Source organism: Bradyrhizobium genomosp. I (2014) (assembly GCF_000261685.1).
Lineage (GTDB): Bacteria > Pseudomonadota > Alphaproteobacteria > Rhizobiales > Xanthobacteraceae > Bradyrhizobium.
In genome coordinates this window covers 12,824-31,344 of the sequence record NZ_AJQE01000107.1, presented here as the reverse complement: position 1 = coordinate 31,344, position 18,521 = coordinate 12,824, and the positions used below count along the sequence as shown (strand labels likewise).

Here is an 18,521-nt window from a genome sequence, read left to right as displayed (position 1 = left end):
GCCTTTTTGTCGGCGGCTTGTCTGCCGCTGCAAGAACCGGCCACGACGGGCTTTTGCCTGCAGATTGAGACTGCCTTCGGCCCGGATTGCGCTAAAGCGCGATGCGATTAGGATGAATCGTCATCGCGCTTTAGGTCGTTGTTTAAGCGTGATCTTTTCGGAAAACCGCTGCGCACTTTTCCGGATCATGCTTTAGTATCGTCCGGCGGATCTTGATCGATACTCACATCGCGGATCGCGGCGGCAATGACATCCGACCAACAATCCGACAGGACCACGAGAGTCCGCTGCTGCATCGTCGGCGGCGGGCCGGCCGGCATGATGCTCGGCTATCTCCTGGGGCGGGCCGGCATCGACGTCGTGGTGCTGGAGAAGCATGCCGATTTCTTCCGCGACTTCCGCGGCGACACCGTGCATCCCTCGACGCTTCAGGTGATGGACGAGCTCGGCCTGATCGACGGCTTCCTGAAGCTGCCGCACCAGCGCTTGCAGAAGATCGACGGCCTGTTCGGCGGCACGCCGGTGCGCATCGCCGACCTCAGCCGGCTCCATACGAAATATCCGTTCATCGCCTTCATGCCGCAATGGGATTTTCTGAATTTCCTGCGCGAGGCCGGCAAGCGCTTTGCCTCGCTCGAGGTCATGATGAGCGCGGAGGCGGTCGATCTGATCCGCCGCGGCGACACGGTCGCCGGCGTGCGGGCGAAGACGCCTGACGGCTTCATCGACATCGAGGCCGATCTCACCATTGCCTGCGACGGTCGGCATTCGACGGTGCGGGAGCGCGCGGGCCTTGCGCTCGAGGAGATCGGCGCGCCGATGGACGTGCTCTGGTTTCGCGCCGGCCGCAGGGCGGACGAGACCGAGAGCGTGTTCGCGCGAGTCGAGCCCGGCAAGATGATGATCACCTTCGACCGCGGCGATTACTGGCAATGCGCCTATGTCATCGCCAAGGGACGGTATGATGCGGTGAAGGCGAGGGGATTGCAGGCGCTGCTCGACGACGTCGCGCGCATGGCGCCGATCCTCCGATCCGGCATCACTGATGTGAAGAGCTTCGACGATATCAAGCTGCTCACCGTCGCGATCAACCGTCTGGAGCGCTGGACGCAGCCGGGCCTGCTCTGCATCGGCGACGCCGCGCATGCGATGTCGCCGGTCGGCGGCGTCGGTGTCAATCTCGCCGTGCAGGACGCGGTCGCGACTGCCAATCTGCTGGTGGACAAGCTGCAACATGGCTGCCCGTCCGAGGATGAGCTCGATGCCATCAGGCGTCGCCGCGAGTTTCCGGTGAAGATGACGCAAGCAATGCAGGTGATCGTCCAGAACAACATCATCAGCGGCGCCCTGCAAGGCGGCGATCGACCGCTGAAGGTGCCGCTGATCGTGCGCCTCATCACCGCGCTGCCGTGGCTTCAGGGCATTCCGGCGCGGCTGCTTGCGCTCGGCGTGCGTCCCGAGCATGTGCATTCGAGGGCCGCGCCGGGATCTTAGCGCAGGACTTCGGAAGGGATAACGCCGTGCTAAATCGCGAGCGGCGCGTTGCGCGCCTGCAACAGCGCCGGCGGATTCACAGGCCGACGCGGATTCATCTGCCACGTTAACCGTGTTGATTTCAATTTTAGTAAGAGCCGTCTGTGACCGTATGCCCATCAAAGGACACGGGGTTGTACCATGCGTAATAAATTGATTGCCGCCTTCGCCTGCACGACGGCGCTGGTTTCGACCGGCGCGGCTTCCGCCGCAGATCTCGGTGCGCGCTACACGAAGGCGCCCGCTTATGTCGAGCCGCTGTTCACCTGGACCGGCTTCTATGTCGGCGGCCATATCGGCGGCGCCTGGACCAACGAGCAGTTCACCAACAACGGGACCGGCGCGCCGTTCGGCGATCTTTCGCCGGGTGACAGCTTCCGTCAGCGCAATTCGGGCATCATGGGCGGCGCCCAGATCGGCTACAACTGGCAGGCCAACAACTACGTGTTCGGCGTGGAAGGGACGATCTCCGGTCTCGACAACAAGGGTACGGTCGTCAACACCGTGTTTGGCGCCGGGGACGACGTGTTCTCCTGGCGTGCCAACGTACTCGCGACCGTCGTCGGGCGCGCCGGCTTCGCCGTGCAGAACAACCTCTTCTATATCAAGGGCGGCTATGCCGGCGTGAACAACCGCCTCTCGGTCTCCGACACGGTCGGCGTGGCGACGGGTTCGGGCGAACAGACCCACTGGGCCAACGGCTGGACGGTCGGCGCCGGCTGGGAATACGGCGTCACCCGCAACTGGATCGTCGGCCTCGAATACAATTACGCGGCCTTCGGCAGCCAGACCTATCAGCTCGGCGGCACCTCCGGTAACTACACCTTCGATGCCAAGCCGCGCGACATCCAGTGGGCCGTGGTGCGCGCGAGCTACAAGTTCGACGCGCCGACCATCGCCCGCTACTGAGCACGTCGACGCAACGCGACCAACGATCAAAAAAAGCACTGCCAAAATTCAAAAGCCCCGGCCTGGTCCGGGGCTTCTTTTTTTGCGTGACGCAGGTCTCAGGCCATCACCGAGAAGCCGCCATCGACGGGAATCGCGGTGCCCGTGACGAAGTTCGACGCGGGCGAGGCGAGGAAGACGGCGATGCCGGCGAAGTCGTCGATGTCGCCCCAGCGTCCCGCGGGCGTGCGCGCCAGCACGCGCTCGTGCAGGCCCGAGACCTGCTGCCGCGCGCCTCGGGTGAGATCGGTGTCGATCCAGCCCGGCAGGATGGCGTTGACCTGGATGTTGTCGGGCGCCCAGGCGTTGGCGCACGCGCGGGTGTACTGCACGATGCCGCCCTTGCTCGCCGCATAGGCCGTCGCGAAGCTCGCACCGAAGATCGACATCATCGAGCCGATATTGATCACCTTGCCGTTGCCGGACGCCTTCAGCGCCGGATAGGCCAGTTTCGAGCACACGAAGGCGCTGGTGAGGTTGGTGTCGATCACCTTGTTCCACTCGTCGAGCTCGAGCTCGTGCGGCGGCTTGCGGATGCTCATGCCGGCATTGTTGACGAGGATGTCGATGCGGCCGAGTTCTCTGACGACGCGGTCGACCATGGCCGCGACCGCCGCCTTGTCGGTCACGTCGGTGGCGATGGCGATCGCCTTCACGCCGCGCTGGCTGAGATCGGCCACGGCGGCGGCGGACTTGGTCTCGTTGCGCCCGACCACGGCAATGTCGGCGCCGGCATCGGCAAGGCCGCGCGCCATGCCGAGCCCGATGCCGCCATTGCCTCCCGTGACGATCGCGACCTTGCCGCGGAGATCGAACCGGCTGGATGTCATGCTTTCAGTACCTTTTCTTGCCTGGTTTCTTCTATTGGTTGCTCTGCCAGATCAGCACCAGCCCGAAGCCGGCGATGGCTGCGCCATAGCCGGCCCATTGCAGCTGGTCGACCATGAAGCTCGATCGCGGCCACGGAACGGTGCCCGTGCCCTGTCCGATCCAGAGCAGCCCGACGGCAGTCGCAAGCAGGCCTGCGACCAGCAGCAATCTGCGCATGGATTCCTCCCAACGGTCCGCTTCTGTCAGCGGCGCGGCGATGAAGGATCGGCGCGCTGCGAAAGCTTGAGCGCACACTAACCGTAGCTTCGGTTCGGATACAATGGCACCGGCGGCAAAGCCGCCGGCGGGGGAGGAAGTGTCCCTGGAAAGGCAATTCGCGGCTGGGCGATCGGCCGTGCCGATAGTCGGCGAGCGGAGCCCGGCGCGCCGTACCAGTCATTGCAGGCGAGCCTCGGCCGCTCGGCCCAAAACGAAAAAGCCCCGGCGATGCCGGGGCTTTGACGTTTGATCGTGAGATCGGATCAGTACTTCGCGACGACCGGACCGGTCCAGTTGAAGCGGTAGACCAGCGAGGTCGAGATCGTCTGGTTCCAGCTGTTGGCGCGGATGCTGTTCACGCCGGTCGGCAGGCCCGTGGCATCGGAGATCTCATCCTGAGTCTTGGCATTGTAGAAGGCCGAACGGTACTCGGTCTTCATGAACCAGCCGGGCGAGGTGATGCCGAAGATGTTCAGGCTGTTCTCCACGCCGCCGCCGATGAACCAGCCGTGGCGATCGTAGCTGTTGAGGTGGCCGCCGACGGGCGTGCCGCCCAGCGTGGTGAAGTTGGTCTGTCCGAAGTGAGCGCCGGAGTAACCGCCGTTGACGTAGGAGAGAACGTTCGGGGCGACCAGCCAGCCGAGGCGAACACCCGCGGCCCAGGAGGTTTCCAGCTTCTGGTTGCCAGTGATGCCGAGGGTCGGATCCTGGATGGTGGCGCGGATGCTGCCGAACTGACCGTCGGCGAACACACCAGCGACCCAGGTGCCGCTGAACTGCCAGTCGTAACCGGCGCCGACGGTGCCGAACCAGCCCGAACCGCCCTGGCGCTGGGTGATCGTCAGCGGGGTGCCCGTGGCGGTGTCGACAACGCTCTGGTCGGCATTCGAGAGGCCGCCGCCGCCACCGCCGAACACGTAGAAGCCGGTCCAGTTCGCGACGGGCGCGGGCATCGGGGCCTTCACGTAGGGACGGGCCGCAAGGTCGGCCGCCGAGGCCGAACCGGTCATCGCCGCAACCGCGGTCAGAGCGAGCAAAGTCTTCTTCATGTCAAAATCCCCAACCTTGGTCCGGCGTAGCAGGCGCGAGCGCACTGAATTCGTGTCATCTGATGACCCGAACTATAGACGGTTCTTGCCGAAATGCTGTTGCCGGGCAGGCACAGTCGCTGGAAAACGCCGGTGCTTGGGTATTTGAGGAGTGATTGCTCGTAGTCAGAAAAGCTTCGAAATTTCAATGAGTTGTAGGAATTCGAGGGTTTCAATCTGAGGTAACGTCTCGTTAGCAAATCGGCGCTGTCCGAAAGGGATGCAATCCTGCCTCGGCATTTGCGCTCCCGGGTCGATGGCTGAGTCGCCGGGTCCGAACGCGAATCGAGCCATCCGGGCGGAGGCCGACTTGGTGGCGGACCAAAAAGCAAAAAGCCCCGGCCGAGGCCGGGGCTGGTGTTCGAAGCAGCGGCGGCTCAGTACTTCGCCATCACTGGACCACCGAACTTGTAGCTGACGCGGCCCAGCACGGACCAGGCATCGAATTTGGTGCTGTGATTGCTGAACACGCCCGCCAAAGCATTGGTTGCGAGGACCCGGCTCTCCTGCAAACCGCCGCAACAATTGCCGAAATCATAGTAGTTGCCTTCGACACCGACGATCCAGTTCGGCGTAGCCATCCACTCCAATCCGCCGCCCACCGTCCAACCAACGCGAGTTTCGCTGCGCTCGTTGTAGTCGAACGTATCCTCGATCCTCGTCCACAGATCGGCGAAAGCGACACCGCCCTTGACATAGAAGAGCACCGGGCCGGTGGTCACACCGAGACGCGGCGTCACAGTCGCCATCCAACGCATCTTGGCGTGGAAAGTATCGCTTGCCGGGAAGAACGGGCTGATCGCATTGGTGCTGATGTCCGTGTAGGAACCGGATCCCTCGATGCCGAGCACGAACTTGTCGATCTGCCAGTTGTAGCCGGCATGGCCACCAACCATGAAACCATCTGCCTTCAGACCGAAGCTCTGACCCGGCAGCGTATTGTAATGACCGACGCCGACGAAGTCGAAGCGCGGATCGGATTCGATCCAGCCGCCGTGCACACCGAGATAGAATCCGCTCCAGTTGTAAGCGGCCACCACAGGTGGAGGAGCCTTCGTATAGGGTCGCGCAGCGAGATCAGCGGCAGAGACACCGGCCGTGCCGAGCAGGAGCGCCAGAAGCGATAAACCTAGCTTTCTCATTTTCAATCACTCCGATGAAGAATGAATGGAAAATAGCCTAGGCCCGCGCAGGACGGCTGTAGTCTTGACGACACACTGGGTTGTGAATGGCTGTTCCTGCGCCCTCGAAGGGCGTGCCACATTGTCGCAATTCGGTTCCCGCTGACGTCGGCAGCAGAGTAGCGTCGCAAGCGTCCAAGCTGGGCATCTCAACGCGCGAAGAATCGCGAGATTCGAGTGTGGGCGCGGACTGTCTCACTGTCGATGTCAGAACGCGAAAGGCCCCGGCGAATTGTCCGGGGCCGGTGCGGGATTGCGGTCAATGCCTCAGACGTCCAGCAGCTCTTCGCTGGCAAATTCGGCCTTGTCCGAGATGAAGGCGAAGCGCGCCTCGGCCTTGGTGCCCATCAGGCGCTCCACGGAATCGGCGGTGGTGTCGCGATCGTCGGCGAGCAGCACCACCTTGAGCAGCGTCCGCTTGCGCGGATCCATGGTGGTTTCCTTGAGCTGCGCCGGCATCATCTCGCCGAGGCCTTTGAAGCGGTTCACCTCGACCTTGGCGTTGGCGTTGAACGCGCTCTTGATCAGCTCTTCCTTGTGCTTGTCGTCGCGCGCGTACACCGACTTCGTGCCGTGCGTCAGCTTGTAGAGCGGCGGCACCGCGAGGAAGAGGTGGCCCTCGTCGATCAGCCGCGGCATCTGCCGGTAGAAGAAGGTGATCAGCAGCGACGCAATATGGGCGCCGTCGACGTCGGCGTCGGTCATGATGATGATGCGCTGATAGCGCAGATCTTCTTCGCGATACTGCAAGAGCTGGCCGCAGCCGATCGCCTGCACCAGATCGGAGAGCTGGGCGTTCGCCGTCAGCTTGTCCTTGCCGGCGGAGGCGACGTTGAGGATCTTGCCGCGCAGCGGCAGCACGGCCTGGGTCTTGCGGTCGCGCGCCTGCTTGGCGCTGCCGCCGGCCGAGTCACCCTCCACGATGAACAGCTCCGAGCCCTCGGTGCCGGCGTCGGTGCAGTCGGCGAGCTTGCCGGGAAGGCGCAGCTTCTTGCCGGCGGTCTTGCGCGCCGTCTCCTTCTCCTGCCGGCGGCGCAACCGCTCCTCGGCGCGGTCGATGACGAAGTCGAGCAGCCGGTTGGCCATGTTCGGATTACCCGACAGCCAATGGTCGAACGGATCCTTCATCGCCTGCTCGACGATGCGCTGCGCTTCTGCGGTGGCGAGACGATCCTTGGTCTGGCCCTGGAATTCGGGCTCGCGCACGAACACCGAAAGCATCACGGCGGCTCCGACCATCACGTCTTCGGAGGTGACGGAGGCCGCACGCTTGCCCTGGCCGACGCGCTCGGCGTGATCCTTCAGGCCGCGCAGCAATGCGCTGCGCAGGCCGGACTCATGCGTGCCGCCATCCGGCGTCGGCACGGTGTTGGTGTAGGAGGAGAGGAAGCCGTCCGCATCCGCGGTCCAGGCCACCGCCCATTCGCAAGCGCCATGCGCGCCGTTGCGGCCCGACTTGCCGGAGAAGATGTCGGGATGCACCAGCGTATCGGCGTGGATCGCCGCGGCGAGATAATCCTTGAGGCCGCCTGGGAAGTGGAACGTCGCTTCCGCCGGCACATCCTCGATGCCCTTGAGCAGCTCGGGCGCGCAATTCCAGCGGATCTCGACGCCGCCGAACAGATACGCTTTCGAGCGCGTCATCTTGAACAGGCGCTGCGGCTTGAACGCGGCCTTAGGCCCAAAGATGTCGGTGTCGGGCTTGAAGCGCACGCGCGTGCCGCGGCGGTTGTTGACCTTGCCGAGGTCCTCGAGCTTGCCCTTCGGGTGGCCGCGCTCGAACGACATGCGGTAGAGTTTCTGGCTGCGCGCGACCTCGACCTCGAGACGCGAGGAGAGGGCGTTCACCACGGAGATGCCGACGCCGTGCAGACCGCCCGAGGTCTCGTAGACCTTGCTGTCGAACTTGCCACCTGAATGCAGCGTGCACATGATGACTTCGAGTGCCGACTTCTTCGGGAACTTCGGATGAGGATCGATCGGGATGCCGCGGCCGTTGTCGGTCACGGTCAGGAACCCGTCAGCGCTCAGATCGACTTCGATGAAGGTCGCGTGCCCGGCCAGCGCTTCGTCCATCGAGTTGTCGATGACTTCGGCGAACAGGTGATGCAGCGCCTTCTCGTCGGTGCCGCCGATATACATGCCGGGCCGGCGCCGCACCGGTTCCAGGCCTTCGAGCACCTCGATGTCGGCCGCGGTGTAGTCGGCTTCGCCGCCGCTCGCGCGCGGCGCCGCCTTGGCGGCGCGGGGGTTCGGCTCGTCGCCGCCGAAAAAGTTGTCTTTTGCTTTGGGCTTCAACTGCTTGGACATATATCTTGATGCGTTTTGAGGGCCGCATGAGCGGCGAATCGGTTAGGCCGACTATGCCACTTCTGCCTTGGAAAGGTTACCGCAGGCGGGACTAGCGGTGTGGGTTGGGAGTCAATCCCGGCGATTTTACGCCGCAGGCCCACAAGTTCCCGGCAATTTGACGGGTCACTCCGGTCCATGTCGGGCTTTGTGACTTGATGTCACACAAGTCCTTGGCTTACCAGTCCTTTTCATCGAGCAGCACCTTGAGATGGGGCGGGAAGGCTATTTTGGATGGAGCAGTTTGCGCACGCCCTGGCTGATTTCGTGCGCGTTCACCAAGCTTGGGCGGCGCCGATCGTGTTCCTGCTTGCCTTCGGAGAGTCCCTTGCGTTCATCTCGCTGCTGGTTCCGGCCTGGGGCGCGCTGGTGGCCATCGGCGCGCTGATCGGGGTCAGCGGCATCAGCTTCTTTCCGGTCTGGATCGCCGGCGGCCTCGGCGCGGCGCTGGGTGACTGGGTCTCCTACTGGTTCGGCTATCGCTACAAGGAGAGGGTTGCCCAGATGTGGCCGCTCTCGCGCTATCCGGACCTGCTGCCCAGAGGCGAGGCTTTCGTGCGCAGCTGGGGCATACCCAGCATCTTCATCGGGCGCTTCTTCGGCCCCTTGCGTGCCTCCGTGCCGCTCGCGGCCGGCATCTTCGAGATGCCCTATTGGAGTTTCCAGGCTGCCAATTTCGTGTCGGCCCTGATCTGGTCGGCCGTGCTCCTGCTGTTCGGTGACGTGCTCGCCAAGATCATGGAATGGATCTGGCGGGTGATCTGACAACCGTCGCCTTGACGGGAACCCGATCTGGCCTTATAGCCGCGCGCCATGATCAACGCCGCGACCATCCTGTTCGCCCGTCGCCGCCGCCGCTCTTCAGCGGTTTGGGCGGTCGATCGCGTTTGAGATCATCGTCTTTGCCGCTGGATCCGATCCGCGGCAATCTCTCTCCTGTCAGCGCGATCTGATCCGGCGGCTCCCCCGAGGAGGCCCAGCAGGAGACCACGATGTACACGCCACCCCATTTCAAGCAGGACCGCGCCGCGAGCCTGAAATTCGCCGACGAGCGCGGCTTCGGCACCATGTGCGCCTTCGACGGCAAGAAGCCGATTGCTTCGCCGCTGCCGTTCTATTTGACCTACGCCGCCGACGGCACGCCGCAGGCTGCCTTTCATGTCGCCCGTCACAATCCGCTGCTAAAGCTTGCGGATGGCGCGACCTCGTGGCTGCTCGCGGTCAACGGGCCCGATGCCTATGTATCGCCGGACTGGTACGTCTCGCCGGACCAGGTGCCGACCTGGCTCTACCAGTCGGTGCATCTGAGCGGGCCGGTGCGGCTGTTGTCGGACGACGAACTGTCGGTGCAGGTCGACACGCTCAGCGACAAGTTCGAGAGCTGGCTATTGCCGAAGAAGCCGTGGACATCGGGCAAGATGACGGCGGGTCGGCTGGAGACGATGAAGAAGGGGATCGTGGGGCTGGTCATGACGGTTGAGGAGGTCGAAGGCAGCTTCAAGCTGAACCAGCACAAATCGGACGCCGACCATGTAGCGATCGCCGATGCGCTCAACGCCGGCGATGCCGACGCCAGGCAGATCTCACATTTGATGCGGCAGGCCAGGCCGCAAGCCTTCGCAGAACAAGCCTTCGCAGAACAAGCTTTTGCAGACGACACGAACATGCTCGAAAGGAGCGCGCCATGAGCCTTTCTGAAACCGGCCTCGCTGAGACCACGAAAACCCCGACCACCAGCGTGGCCAAGAAGCCCGCGACCGTCTTCGTCGACGGCGGCTCCGGCACCACCGGGCTCGGCATCAACGAGCGGCTGAAGCTCCAGAGCGACGTCGTCGTGAAGACCATTGCCGACGACAAGCGCAAGGACCCCGCGGCCAAGAAGGCGCTGATGGAGGAGGTGGACCTCGTCATCCTCTGCCTGCCGGACGATGCCGCCAAGGAAACGGTCGCTCTTGTCGACAGCATGGGCACTTCTGCGCCGAAAGTGCTGGATGCTTCGACCGCGTACCGGGTCGCGCCGGACTGGGCCTATGGCTTTCCCGAACTGACACCGGACCAGGCCGGCAAGATCAAGGCGGCGAAGAAGGTCTCCAATCCCGGCTGCTATCCGACCGGCGCGATCGCGCTGCTGCGGCCGATCGTCGATGCCGGCCTGCTGCCATCAGATTATCCTGTCACCGTCAACGCGGTGAGCGGCTATTCCGGCGGCGGCAAGTCGATGATCGCAAGCTTCGAGGATGGCAGCGCACCGTCCTTCGAGTTGTACGGTCTCGGCTTCGAGCACAAGCATCTGCCGGAGATGCAGCTCTACTCCAACCTGACGCGGCGGCCGATCTTCATTCCCTCGGTCGGCAACTACCGGCAGGGCATGCTGGTCTCGGTGCCGCTGCAGCTCGACACGCTGCCGGGCAAGCCCGGCGGTGCCGACCTGCAAGCGGCGATGGCAAAGCGTTATGCCGGTTCGAAATACGTCAAGGTGATGCCGCTCCAGAACGAGGCGACCAGGGGCGGCCGGCTCGAACCGGAGGCGCTGAACGAGACCAACATGCTCGAGCTCTACGTCTTCGCCAGCGACAGGTATCATCAGGCCGTGCTGGTCGCCCGGCTCGACAATCTCGGCAAGGGCGCATCCGGCGCAGCCGTGCAGAACATGCGGCTGATGCTGGGCCTGCCGGAGGAGTAGGAGAGCTTGCTCGGTCGTTCCGGGGCGCCCAAAGGGCGAACCCGGAATCTCGAGATTCCGGGTTCGGTGCTACGCACCGCCCCGGAATGACGTTACCAAGGTACGCGTGCGCTCAAACCACCTTGAAGATCGCCAGCGCCAGCACGGCCTGCGCGAGGAAGCCGACGGTGAAGGCCAGCGTGCGGAACACCGGGATTCCCATCGCGTAGACGATGAGATGCGCGACGCGCGACCAGAAATAGACGGCGCAGGCGAGCACGGTCCATTTCGTGGAATAGTCGATCGCGTTCAGGATCAGCACCAGCGGCGCGAAGATCACGAGGTTCTCGACCGCGTTGTCATGCGCGAACATCAACCGGTTCGCCCACTCCGCCTGCGGCTTGTCGCCGCGCGACGGGTTGGCCATGGCACCGCTGAGCCCGCGAACCTGGCAGCGATTGATGATGTAGGGAATCCAGAGAATCCCGGTCAGGATCACCGTCAGTGTCAGCCAGAACAATTCGCGCGTCATAGTCCGATCCCCTCTGTCGCCGCGGTGCTGCAGGCGAGCTTACACAAGCGCGGGAGATTCCGCTATGCGCGAACCCTGACATAGCTGCCGGGCGCGTCCTCGATCGGTGGGAATGCTTCGCTGCCGACCGCGCGAGCCGGTACTTCCTCGGGATCGAGCCCGCCCAGCCATTGGCGCCAGTCCAGCCACCATGAGCCCTTGTGCTCCACGGCGCCCTTCATCCACTGCGCGATATTGACGTCCTTGATGTTGTCGTTGGTCCAGTACTGGTACTTGTTCGAGGCGGGCGGATTGACCACGCCTGCGATGTGGCCCGAGCCGGACAGGACGTACTTCACCGGACCGCCGAAGAACTGTGAGCCGTACAGCACTGATTCAGCGGGCGCGATGTGGTCTTCGCGGGTGGCAAGATTGTAGACGGGCACCTTCACCTTGGACAGATCGAGCAGGGTGTTGTCCAGCACCATCGTGCCGGTCGACAGGCGGTTCTCCAGATAGCAGTTGCGCAAATAGTAGGAATGGTTCGCCTGGGTCATCCGTGTCGCGTCGGAGTTCCAGTGCAACAGGTCGAACGCGCTCGGCTGCTGGCCCTTCAGATAGTTGCTGACGACGTAGGACCAGATCAGGTCATTCGAGCGCAGCATGTTGAAGGCCATCGCCATCTTCGAGCCTTCGAGTACGCCGGCGGCCTTCATGTCCTGCTCGAGCGCTGCGATCTGCTCCTCGTCGACGAACACGAGGAGGTCGCCGGCATGGGTGAAGTCGATCTGGGCGGCGAAGAACGTCGCGGACGACACGCGCTGGCGGCGCTTCTCGGCGAGCCAGGCCAGCGTGGTCGCCAGCATGGTGCCGCCGACGCAATAGCCGGCGGTGTGCACCTTCATCTCGCCGGTGACCTTCTCGATCACGTCCATCGCCGTGAGCGGGCCCTCCTTCATGTAGTCTTCCCAGCTCTTGTTGCCGAGCCGCTTGTCGGGATTGACCCATGAGATCACGAACACGGTGATGCCCTGGTCGACGCACCACTTGATGTAGGATTTCTCCGGCTTCAGATCGAGGATGTAGAACTTGTTGATCCATGGCGGCACGATCAGGAGCGGGGTGCGCAGCACGGTCTCCGTGGTCGGAGCGTACTGGATCAGCTGCATCATCTCGTTCTGGTAGATCACCTTGCCCGGCGTCGTCGCCATGTTGACGCCGACGACGAGATTGTCCGGATCGGACTGGCGGATCTTCAGCATGCCCTTGCCCGCCGCGATGTCCTCGGCCAGCATCCTCAGGCCACGCGCGAGATTCTCGCCGCTGCTCGCCACCGTCTCGCGCAGCACCTCCGGATTGGTCAGCACGAAGTTGGAGGGCGATAGTGCGTTGATGACCTGCTGGACATAGAACTCCGCCTTGCGGCGGGTCTGCGGATCGAGCCCTTCGGCATCCCGCACCAGCTCCTGCGCCCATTTGGTCGTGAGCAGATAGAGCTGCATGACGAAGTCGAAGAACTGGTTGGACTTCCATTCCGGATCGGCAAAGCGCTTGTCGCGCGGCGAGGGCGCAATCGCGGGCTGGGCGTCCTGACCGGCCATGCGGCGCACCGCCGAGCCCCAGAGGTCGAGATAGTCCTTCGCGAGCTTGGTCTGGAGATCGGAGGAGCGGGATGTATCCGACAGCCAATATTCGGCGACCGACGTGAAGGTCTTGACGACCTCGGCAAGCTCGGCCGGCGGGCGATCCTGCACCTCGCCGCTCTCGCGCGGCTTGAGGTAGGCGGCGAGCGCCTTGCCGCCGCTCTCCATCGCCCGCGCGACATTCATCGCGAAGGCTTCCGCGTCGAACTTCGTCCCAGGTTTCGGCGTGTCGGTCGTGGCCATGCTCATGAGCTGAACAGTAACGATTCATTCCGTATTCGTCACCGCGAAGCTCGCATGTTTGACGTTAAACACTCTCGAAGATGTGTTGCACTGCGACAAATCTTCTTGGTTCCGTCACAATCGGGCCGCACCGCTCGGCTTGGTGGGGAGTGGCTGTTTTCTCGCTCTCGCCATTTGGGCAGCAATGGTTTGAGCTGGGGCGCGGTCTTGGGTAAGGTTGCCCGGGGCCGTGCTTTGGGACGAGTAGGGGATTTCCCAAGTGTTGGCGTTGTGGGACCTGCAAAAGACGCTGCCGATTTGCGGGGCGCTGCTGATCGCGGCGCTCGCTCTGGGCGGCTGCTCGAGCCAGCTCGCGGATCTGACACCCGCGGATGCGCAGGCGTCTGCCAGGGAGCCCGGCAGCTATCTGCCGGTGCATGACCTGCCTCCGGATCGCGATCAGGCGGTGATCCCGCCGGAGCAGCGCGCCAAAATCGAGGCCGAGCTCGCCGCGGCGCGCGATCGCCAGGCGGTGGCTGCCAAGGACGCCAAATGAGGCGCTGCAAGGTAATCGCTGGCGCCTCCGCCTTGCCGTGCTAAAAGACTTCGGTTCAGCCAAGAGTCAGAACGAACGACTTCAGTCTCCGTCGTCGATGATTGCTCTAAGTATTTGATTGTGAGTGATTTTCGCGATGGCAATGAGCGCCTTGTCGAACGGCCCTCGTGGCCTGTCGATTCTGTCCTGACCGGTTGCCCGGAGCCCTGGAGAGCCATGGAAGAGTTTTACCGCATCCGTCGCCTGCCGCCTTATGTGTTCGAACAGGTCAACCGGGCCAAGGCGGCCGCGCGGAATGCCGGTGCCGACATCATCGACCTCGGCATGGGTAATCCCGACCTGCCGGCACCGCCGCATGTGCTGGAGAAGCTGAAGGAGACGCTGGGTAAGCCGCGCACCGACCGCTACTCGGCCTCCCGCGGCATCCCCGGACTGCGCAGGGCCCAGGCCGCCTATTACGCCCGCCGCTTCGGCGTGAAGCTGAACCCTGACACCCAGGTCGTGGCGACGCTGGGCTCGAAGGAAGGCTTCGCCAATGTGGCGCAGGCGATCACCGCGCCTGGCGACGTGATCCTCTGTCCGAACCCGAGCTATCCGATTCACGCCTTCGGCTTTTTGATGGCGGGCGGCGTGATCCGCTCGGTGCCCTCCGAGCCGACGCCGCAATTCTTCGAGGCTGTGGAGCGGGCGATCGTGCATTCGATCCCCAAGCCCCTGGCGCTTGTCGTCTGCTATCCCTCGAACCCGACCGCCTATGTCGCGAGCCTCGATTTCTACAAGGATCTCGTCGCCTTTGCGAAGAAGCATGAGATCCTGATCCTGTCCGATCTCGCTTATGCCGAGGTCTATTTCGACGAGAACAACCCGCCGCCCTCGGTGCTCGAGGTGCCCGGCGCGATGGATGTCACCGTCGAATTCACCTCGATGTCGAAGACCTACTCGATGGCCGGTTGGCGCATGGGGTTTGCGGTCGGCAATGAGCGCGTGATCGCGGCGCTCGCCCGCGTCAAATCCTACCTCGACTACGGCGCGTTCACGCCGGTCCAGGTCGCGGCGACCGCCGCGCTGAACGGTCCGGACGATTGCATCAAGGAGATGCGCGACACCTACCGCAAGCGCCGCGACGCGCTGGTGGAATCGTTCGGGCGCGCCGGCTGGGAGATTCCGCCGCCGGAGGCCTCGATGTTCGCCTGGGTGCCGCTGCCGGAAGCCTTCCGCAGCGTCGGCAGCATGCAGTTCGCGACCCTGATGGTGGAGAAATCCGGCGTTGCGGTCTCGCCCGGCGTCGGCTTCGGCGAGCATGGTGAAGGATATGTCCGCATCGCCATGGTGGAAAACGAGCAACGGATCAGGCAGGCCGCGCGCGGCGTGCGCCGCTTCCTTGAAAGCGGCATCGAAACGTTGCACAACGTCGTTCCGCTCGCCAATCGGCGTTGAGTTCTCTTCGGCAGGTTTTCTAAGACATCATGGTTGCACCCCTGAAAGTGGGTATAGCGGGGCTCGGCACCGTGGGCGCCGAAGTTATCCGTTTGATCGAAACGCAGGCGCGCGTGCTCGCGGGCCGCAGTGGCCGCGGCATTCGCGTCGTCGCCGTCACCGCGCGCTCGAAGGCGAAGAAGCGCGGCATCGATCTGCGCGGCGTCGAATGGGCGAAGGATCCACTTGCCCTCGCCACCCATCCCGAGGTCGACTGCTTCGTCGAGCTGATGGGCGGCGCGGGCGACCCGGCGCTGTCGGCGGTGGAAGCCGCGCTGAACGCCGGCAAGTCGGTCGTCACCGCCAACAAGGCGCTGCTGGCCAGGCACGGCCTCAAGCTCGCCAAGGCGGCTGAAAAGCACGGCGGCGCGCTGAATTTCGAGGCAGCGGTGGGCGCCGCGATCCCGGTCATCAAGACGTTGCGCGAGGGTCTCGCCGGAACCGGGATCAACCGCGTCTACGGCATCCTCAACGGCACCTGCAATTACATCCTGACGAGGATGGAGCAGGAGGGCCTGTCCTTCGCCGAATGCCTGAAGGACGCGCAGCGGCTCGGCTATGCCGAGGCCGATCCGTCCTTCGACGTCGACGGCCACGACACCGCGCAGAAACTCGCCATTCTCGCCAGCCTCGCCTTCGGCACGAAAGTTGCTCAAAGCGCGGTGTATGTCGAAGGTATCTCATCCATCGCGCCCGAAGATCTTCGCGCCGCCGCCGATCTCGGTTACCGCGTCAAGCTGCTCGGCGTCGCGGTTCGCACCGCCAAGGGCATCGAGCAGCGCGTGCATCCGACCATGGTTCCCAAATCCTCCTCGATCGCGCAGGTGATGGGTGTCACCAACGCGGTCACGATCGACGGCGAGGGCATTCCGCCGATCACGCTGGTCGGCCCCGGTGCAGGCGGTGCCGCGACGGCGTCCGCCGTCGTCGCCGACGTCGCCGACGTCGCGCGCGGCATCCGCGCCAATCCTTTCGGCCGGCCGATCGCGCAGCTGCGCGACACCAGGAAGGCGCCGATGGAGCGGCACGAGGGCGGTTATTACATCCGCCTGCTGGCGCGCGATTTCCCCGGCACTGCGGCCGCGATCGCGACCCGGCTTGCCGAGCAGAAGATTTCGATCGAGTCGATCGTGCAGCGTCATCCCAATGGCGGCGTTGCGTCCGATAGCGGCAAGGCGGTCCCCGTGCCGGTCATCCTGATCACCTACGCCACGCACGAGGACGCAGTGCGTCGCGCGCTTGCCGCCGTGCAAAAGGATAAGGTGATCAGCGGACGGCCGCAGGTGATCCGGATCGAGAAGAACTGAGGCGGTTCGGACGAACGAACCGGGGGCGTTGCGAGTTGATGCGGGCAGAGACTTCTGTCCCGAACCTGTTTGAAGGAGTGAGCCGATGTCGACCCATATTTCAGTCCCGCCGCAAGCGTTGCTCGAGCGCATTCTCACGCTGGAGATCGTGCGGGTGACGGAGCGGGCGGCGGTGTCGTCGGCGCGACTGCGCGGGCACGGCAACGAGAAGCAGGCTGATCAGGCCGCCGTAGACGCCATGCGCCGCGAGCTGAACAAGCTGCCGATCGAAGGCACCATCGTGATCGGCGAAGGCGAGCGCGACGAGGCGCCGATGCTCTTCATCGGCGAGAAGGTCGGGATGAATGCCGGTCCCCAGGTCGATATCGCGGTCGACCCACTCGAAGGCACCACGCTCTGCGCCAAGAACATGCCGGGCGCGATCGCCACCATGGCGATGGCCGACGGCGGCACGCTGCTGCATGCCCCCGACGTCTACATGCAGAAGCTCGCGATCGGCCCCGGTTACGACAAGGGCGTCGTCGATCTCGATGCGAGTCCTGCCGACAACGTCCGCCGCCTCGCCAAGGCCAAGGGCGTCAAGCCGGAAGGCATCACCGTTCTCGTGCTCGACCGTCCGCGTCACGCCGACATCATCGCGAGCGTGCGCTCGACCGGCGCCGCCGTGCGCCTGATTACCGATGGCGACGTCGCCGGCGTGATCCATTGCGCCGACCCTGATAACACCGGCGTCGACATGTATCTCGGCACCGGTGGTGCGCCGGAAGGCGTGCTCGCGGCCGTGGCGCTGCGCTGCATCGGCGGCCAGATGCAGTGCCGCCTGATCCTCGACTCCGAGGAGAAGCGCGAGCGCGCCGCCAAGATGGGCGTCAACGATCCCAAGATGATCTACGGCATCGAGGATATGGCGCGCGGCGACTGCCTGTTCGCCGCCACCGGCGTCACCACGGGCTCGCTGCTGTCAGGCGTCAAGTTCCGCAAGGACGGCGTGATCGAGACCGAGACGGTGGTGATGCGCTCCGTCACCGGCACCGTGCGCTACATCAAGGCCGAGCACCGCGAGCTGGCGAAGTTCCATTTGGATTGATGTCCTCGGTCATTCCGGGGGCGATGGGACCGCGCGAAGCGCGGCCCTGAGAACCCGGAAGCCAGAGATTGTAGCGCGAGATTCCGGGATGGCGCTCTGCGCGCCCCGGAATGACCACGACAAGAACAAGAGGAAGCGCATGTCCGATCTCTCCGCCGTCAAGGCCCTCGTGTTCGACGTGTTCGGCACCGTCGTGGATTGGCGCACCAGCCTCATCACCGACTTCATGTGGTGGGGCAAGCAGCGCGGCGTCAGCGCTGATTGGACCGCGCTCGTCGACGGCTGGCGCGGCATGTACGTCGCCTCCATGGATGACGTGCGCAAGCATCCCGAGCGTGGCTATGTCATGCTCGATGACCTGCACCGCCGCTCGCTGGAGAAGCTGGTCGACAAGTTCGCGGTCAAGGGCCTCACGGACGCCGATCTCGATTACCTCACCAAGGGCTGGCACCGCCTCCATCCCTGGCCCGACAGCGTCGCGGGCCTGACGCGGCTCAAGACGAAATTCGTGATCGCGCCGCTCTCGAACGGCAACGTCGCGCTCCTCACCAACATGGCGAAGTTCGCCGGCTTGCCGTGGGATCTCGTCATGTCGGCCGAGCTGTTCGAGCACTACAAGCCGGATCCGGAAACCTATCTCGGCGCCGCGCGCCTGCTCTGCCTCAAGCCGGAAGAGGTGATGATGGTCGCCGCCCACAACGGCGATCTCGCGGCGGCGCAGAAGAACGGGCTGAAGACCGCCTTCGTGGCGCGGCCGACGGAATACGGGCCGTTGCAGAAGGTGGACTTCGAGGCGACCGGCAATTGGGATATCGTCGCGAAGGATTTCGGCGGGATCGCCGACAGGCTCGGCTGCTGAGCGGTCCTAA

The 18,521-nt window shown here is 64.1% G+C and carries 17 protein-coding genes; 10 read left to right on the top strand and 7 right to left on the bottom strand.

Translation table 11 applies throughout. From position 1 onward, the window contains the following. Positions 1-246 precede the first annotated feature (246 nt). Together IC50_RS10425 and IC50_RS10420 are read left to right on the top strand one after the other, a co-directional pair. Complete coding sequence (locus tag IC50_RS10425) at positions 247-1,494, top strand: FAD-dependent oxidoreductase (protein WP_081492404.1); 1,248 nt, start codon at positions 247-249, stop codon at positions 1,492-1,494. Positions 1,495-1,674: 180 nt separating this feature from the next. Next, a complete protein-coding gene (locus IC50_RS10420) occupies positions 1,675-2,442 on the top strand; it encodes an outer membrane protein (protein WP_035703700.1) in 768 nt (255 codons plus the stop codon). A 98-nt stretch (positions 2,443-2,540) separates the two neighbouring features. Here the strand turns inward: IC50_RS10420 and IC50_RS10415 are convergent, their stop codons facing one another. The 5 genes from IC50_RS10415 to parE form a co-directional block, all read right to left on the bottom strand. Then, complete coding sequence (locus IC50_RS10415) at positions 2,541-3,311, bottom strand: SDR family NAD(P)-dependent oxidoreductase (protein WP_035703698.1); 771 nt, start codon at positions 3,309-3,311, stop codon at positions 2,541-2,543. Between the two features lie 31 nt (positions 3,312-3,342). Beyond that, on the bottom strand, positions 3,343-3,528 hold the full coding sequence (locus tag IC50_RS10410) for a hypothetical protein (RefSeq protein WP_035703723.1): 186 nt from the start codon (positions 3,526-3,528) through the stop codon (positions 3,343-3,345). A gap of 305 nt (positions 3,529-3,833) precedes the next feature. Next, the gene (locus tag IC50_RS10405) at positions 3,834-4,619 is read right to left on the bottom strand and encodes an outer membrane protein (protein ID WP_035703697.1); all 786 of its coding nucleotides are present in this window, start codon (positions 4,617-4,619) and stop codon (positions 3,834-3,836) included. 416 nt (positions 4,620-5,035) lie between these two features. Further along, positions 5,036-5,800 (bottom strand): outer membrane protein, encoded by a 765-nt coding sequence (locus IC50_RS10400; protein ID WP_035703695.1) that lies wholly within the window; start codon positions 5,798-5,800, stop codon positions 5,036-5,038. 306 nt (positions 5,801-6,106) lie between these two features. Then, complete coding sequence (parE, locus tag IC50_RS10395) at positions 6,107-8,149, bottom strand: DNA topoisomerase IV subunit B (protein ID WP_035703692.1); 2,043 nt, start codon at positions 8,147-8,149, stop codon at positions 6,107-6,109. A gap of 273 nt (positions 8,150-8,422) precedes the next feature. Between parE and IC50_RS10390 the strand changes: the two genes are divergently transcribed. The 3 genes from IC50_RS10390 (at position 8,423) to argC (ending at position 10,871) form a co-directional block, all read left to right on the top strand. Next, positions 8,423-8,953 carry a DedA family protein gene (locus IC50_RS10390; protein WP_035703691.1) on the top strand — a complete coding sequence of 177 codons (531 nt, stop codon included), beginning with the start codon at positions 8,423-8,425 and terminating at the stop codon, positions 8,951-8,953. Between the two features lie 227 nt (positions 8,954-9,180). Beyond that, a complete protein-coding gene (locus tag IC50_RS10385) occupies positions 9,181-9,876 on the top strand; it encodes an FMN-binding negative transcriptional regulator (protein ID WP_035703690.1) in 696 nt (231 codons plus the stop codon). After that, entirely contained in the window at positions 9,873-10,871 is a 999-nt protein-coding gene (gene argC, locus IC50_RS10380; protein ID WP_035703688.1) for an N-acetyl-gamma-glutamyl-phosphate reductase, read from the top strand. Before IC50_RS10385 ends, argC begins: the two co-directional genes overlap by 4 nt. A 112-nt stretch (positions 10,872-10,983) precedes the next feature. On the opposite strand, the gene IC50_RS10375 is transcribed toward argC, so the two are convergent. Both IC50_RS10375 and IC50_RS10370 read right to left on the bottom strand, forming a co-directional pair. Then, positions 10,984-11,382, bottom strand: a complete 399-nt coding sequence (locus tag IC50_RS10375; protein WP_035703686.1) for an MAPEG family protein — start codon at positions 11,380-11,382, stop codon at positions 10,984-10,986. A gap of 62 nt (positions 11,383-11,444) precedes the next feature. Continuing rightward, on the bottom strand, positions 11,445-13,253 hold the full coding sequence (locus tag IC50_RS10370) for a PHA/PHB synthase family protein (RefSeq protein ID WP_035703684.1): 1,809 nt from the start codon (positions 13,251-13,253) through the stop codon (positions 11,445-11,447). Between the two features lie 253 nt (positions 13,254-13,506). Between IC50_RS10370 and IC50_RS10365 the strand changes: the two genes are divergently transcribed. The 5 genes from IC50_RS10365 to IC50_RS10345 all read left to right on the top strand — a co-directional run bounded on the left by IC50_RS10365 (position 13,507) and on the right by IC50_RS10345 (position 18,511). Beyond that, positions 13,507-13,782, top strand: a complete 276-nt coding sequence (locus IC50_RS10365) for a hypothetical protein (RefSeq protein ID WP_035703682.1) — start codon at positions 13,507-13,509, stop codon at positions 13,780-13,782. A gap of 216 nt (positions 13,783-13,998) precedes the next feature. After that, positions 13,999-15,219, top strand: a complete 1,221-nt coding sequence (locus IC50_RS10360) for an LL-diaminopimelate aminotransferase (RefSeq protein WP_035703679.1) — start codon at positions 13,999-14,001, stop codon at positions 15,217-15,219. A 29-nt stretch (positions 15,220-15,248) separates the two neighbouring features. Beyond that, positions 15,249-16,565 (top strand): homoserine dehydrogenase, encoded by a 1,317-nt coding sequence (locus tag IC50_RS10355; protein WP_035703677.1) that lies wholly within the window; start codon positions 15,249-15,251, stop codon positions 16,563-16,565. An 85-nt stretch (positions 16,566-16,650) separates the two neighbouring features. Then, on the top strand, positions 16,651-17,652 hold the full coding sequence (gene glpX, locus IC50_RS10350) for a class II fructose-bisphosphatase (protein ID WP_035703675.1): 1,002 nt from the start codon (positions 16,651-16,653) through the stop codon (positions 17,650-17,652). Between the two features lie 139 nt (positions 17,653-17,791). Next, a complete protein-coding gene (locus IC50_RS10345) occupies positions 17,792-18,511 on the top strand; it encodes a haloacid dehalogenase type II (RefSeq protein ID WP_035703721.1) in 720 nt (239 codons plus the stop codon). The last annotated feature ends 10 nt before the right edge of the window (positions 18,512-18,521 follow it).

What these genes read in the sequence shown, in the direction of transcription:
- parE (WP_035703692.1), bottom strand. Translation starts at nt 8,149, where the DNA reads ATGTCCAAGCAGTTGAAGCCCAAAGCAAAAGACAACTTTTTCGGCGGC.
- IC50_RS10370 (WP_035703684.1), bottom strand. Translation starts at nt 13,253, where the DNA reads ATGAGCATGGCCACGACCGACACGCCGAAACCTGGGACGAAGTTCGAC.
- IC50_RS10355 (WP_035703677.1), top strand. Translation starts at nt 15,249, where the DNA reads ATGGTTGCACCCCTGAAAGTGGGTATAGCGGGGCTCGGCACCGTGGGC.
- glpX (WP_035703675.1), top strand. Translation starts at nt 16,651, where the DNA reads ATGTCGACCCATATTTCAGTCCCGCCGCAAGCGTTGCTCGAGCGCATT.
- argC (WP_035703688.1), top strand. Translation starts at nt 9,873, where the DNA reads ATGAGCCTTTCTGAAACCGGCCTCGCTGAGACCACGAAAACCCCGACC.
- IC50_RS10390 (WP_035703691.1), top strand. Translation starts at nt 8,423, where the DNA reads ATGGAGCAGTTTGCGCACGCCCTGGCTGATTTCGTGCGCGTTCACCAA.
- IC50_RS10400 (WP_035703695.1), bottom strand. Translation starts at nt 5,800, where the DNA reads ATGAGAAAGCTAGGTTTATCGCTTCTGGCGCTCCTGCTCGGCACGGCC.
- IC50_RS10415 (WP_035703698.1), bottom strand. Translation starts at nt 3,311, where the DNA reads ATGACATCCAGCCGGTTCGATCTCCGCGGCAAGGTCGCGATCGTCACG.
- IC50_RS10420 (WP_035703700.1), top strand. Translation starts at nt 1,675, where the DNA reads ATGCGTAATAAATTGATTGCCGCCTTCGCCTGCACGACGGCGCTGGTT.
- IC50_RS10385 (WP_035703690.1), top strand. Translation starts at nt 9,181, where the DNA reads ATGTACACGCCACCCCATTTCAAGCAGGACCGCGCCGCGAGCCTGAAA.
- IC50_RS10345 (WP_035703721.1), top strand. Translation starts at nt 17,792, where the DNA reads ATGTCCGATCTCTCCGCCGTCAAGGCCCTCGTGTTCGACGTGTTCGGC.
- IC50_RS10375 (WP_035703686.1), bottom strand. Translation starts at nt 11,382, where the DNA reads ATGACGCGCGAATTGTTCTGGCTGACACTGACGGTGATCCTGACCGGG.
- IC50_RS10410 (WP_035703723.1), bottom strand. Translation starts at nt 3,528, where the DNA reads ATGCGCAGATTGCTGCTGGTCGCAGGCCTGCTTGCGACTGCCGTCGGG.
- IC50_RS10405 (WP_035703697.1), bottom strand. Translation starts at nt 4,619, where the DNA reads ATGAAGAAGACTTTGCTCGCTCTGACCGCGGTTGCGGCGATGACCGGT.
- IC50_RS10360 (WP_035703679.1), top strand. Translation starts at nt 13,999, where the DNA reads ATGGAAGAGTTTTACCGCATCCGTCGCCTGCCGCCTTATGTGTTCGAA.
- IC50_RS10425 (WP_081492404.1), top strand. Translation starts at nt 247, where the DNA reads ATGACATCCGACCAACAATCCGACAGGACCACGAGAGTCCGCTGCTGC.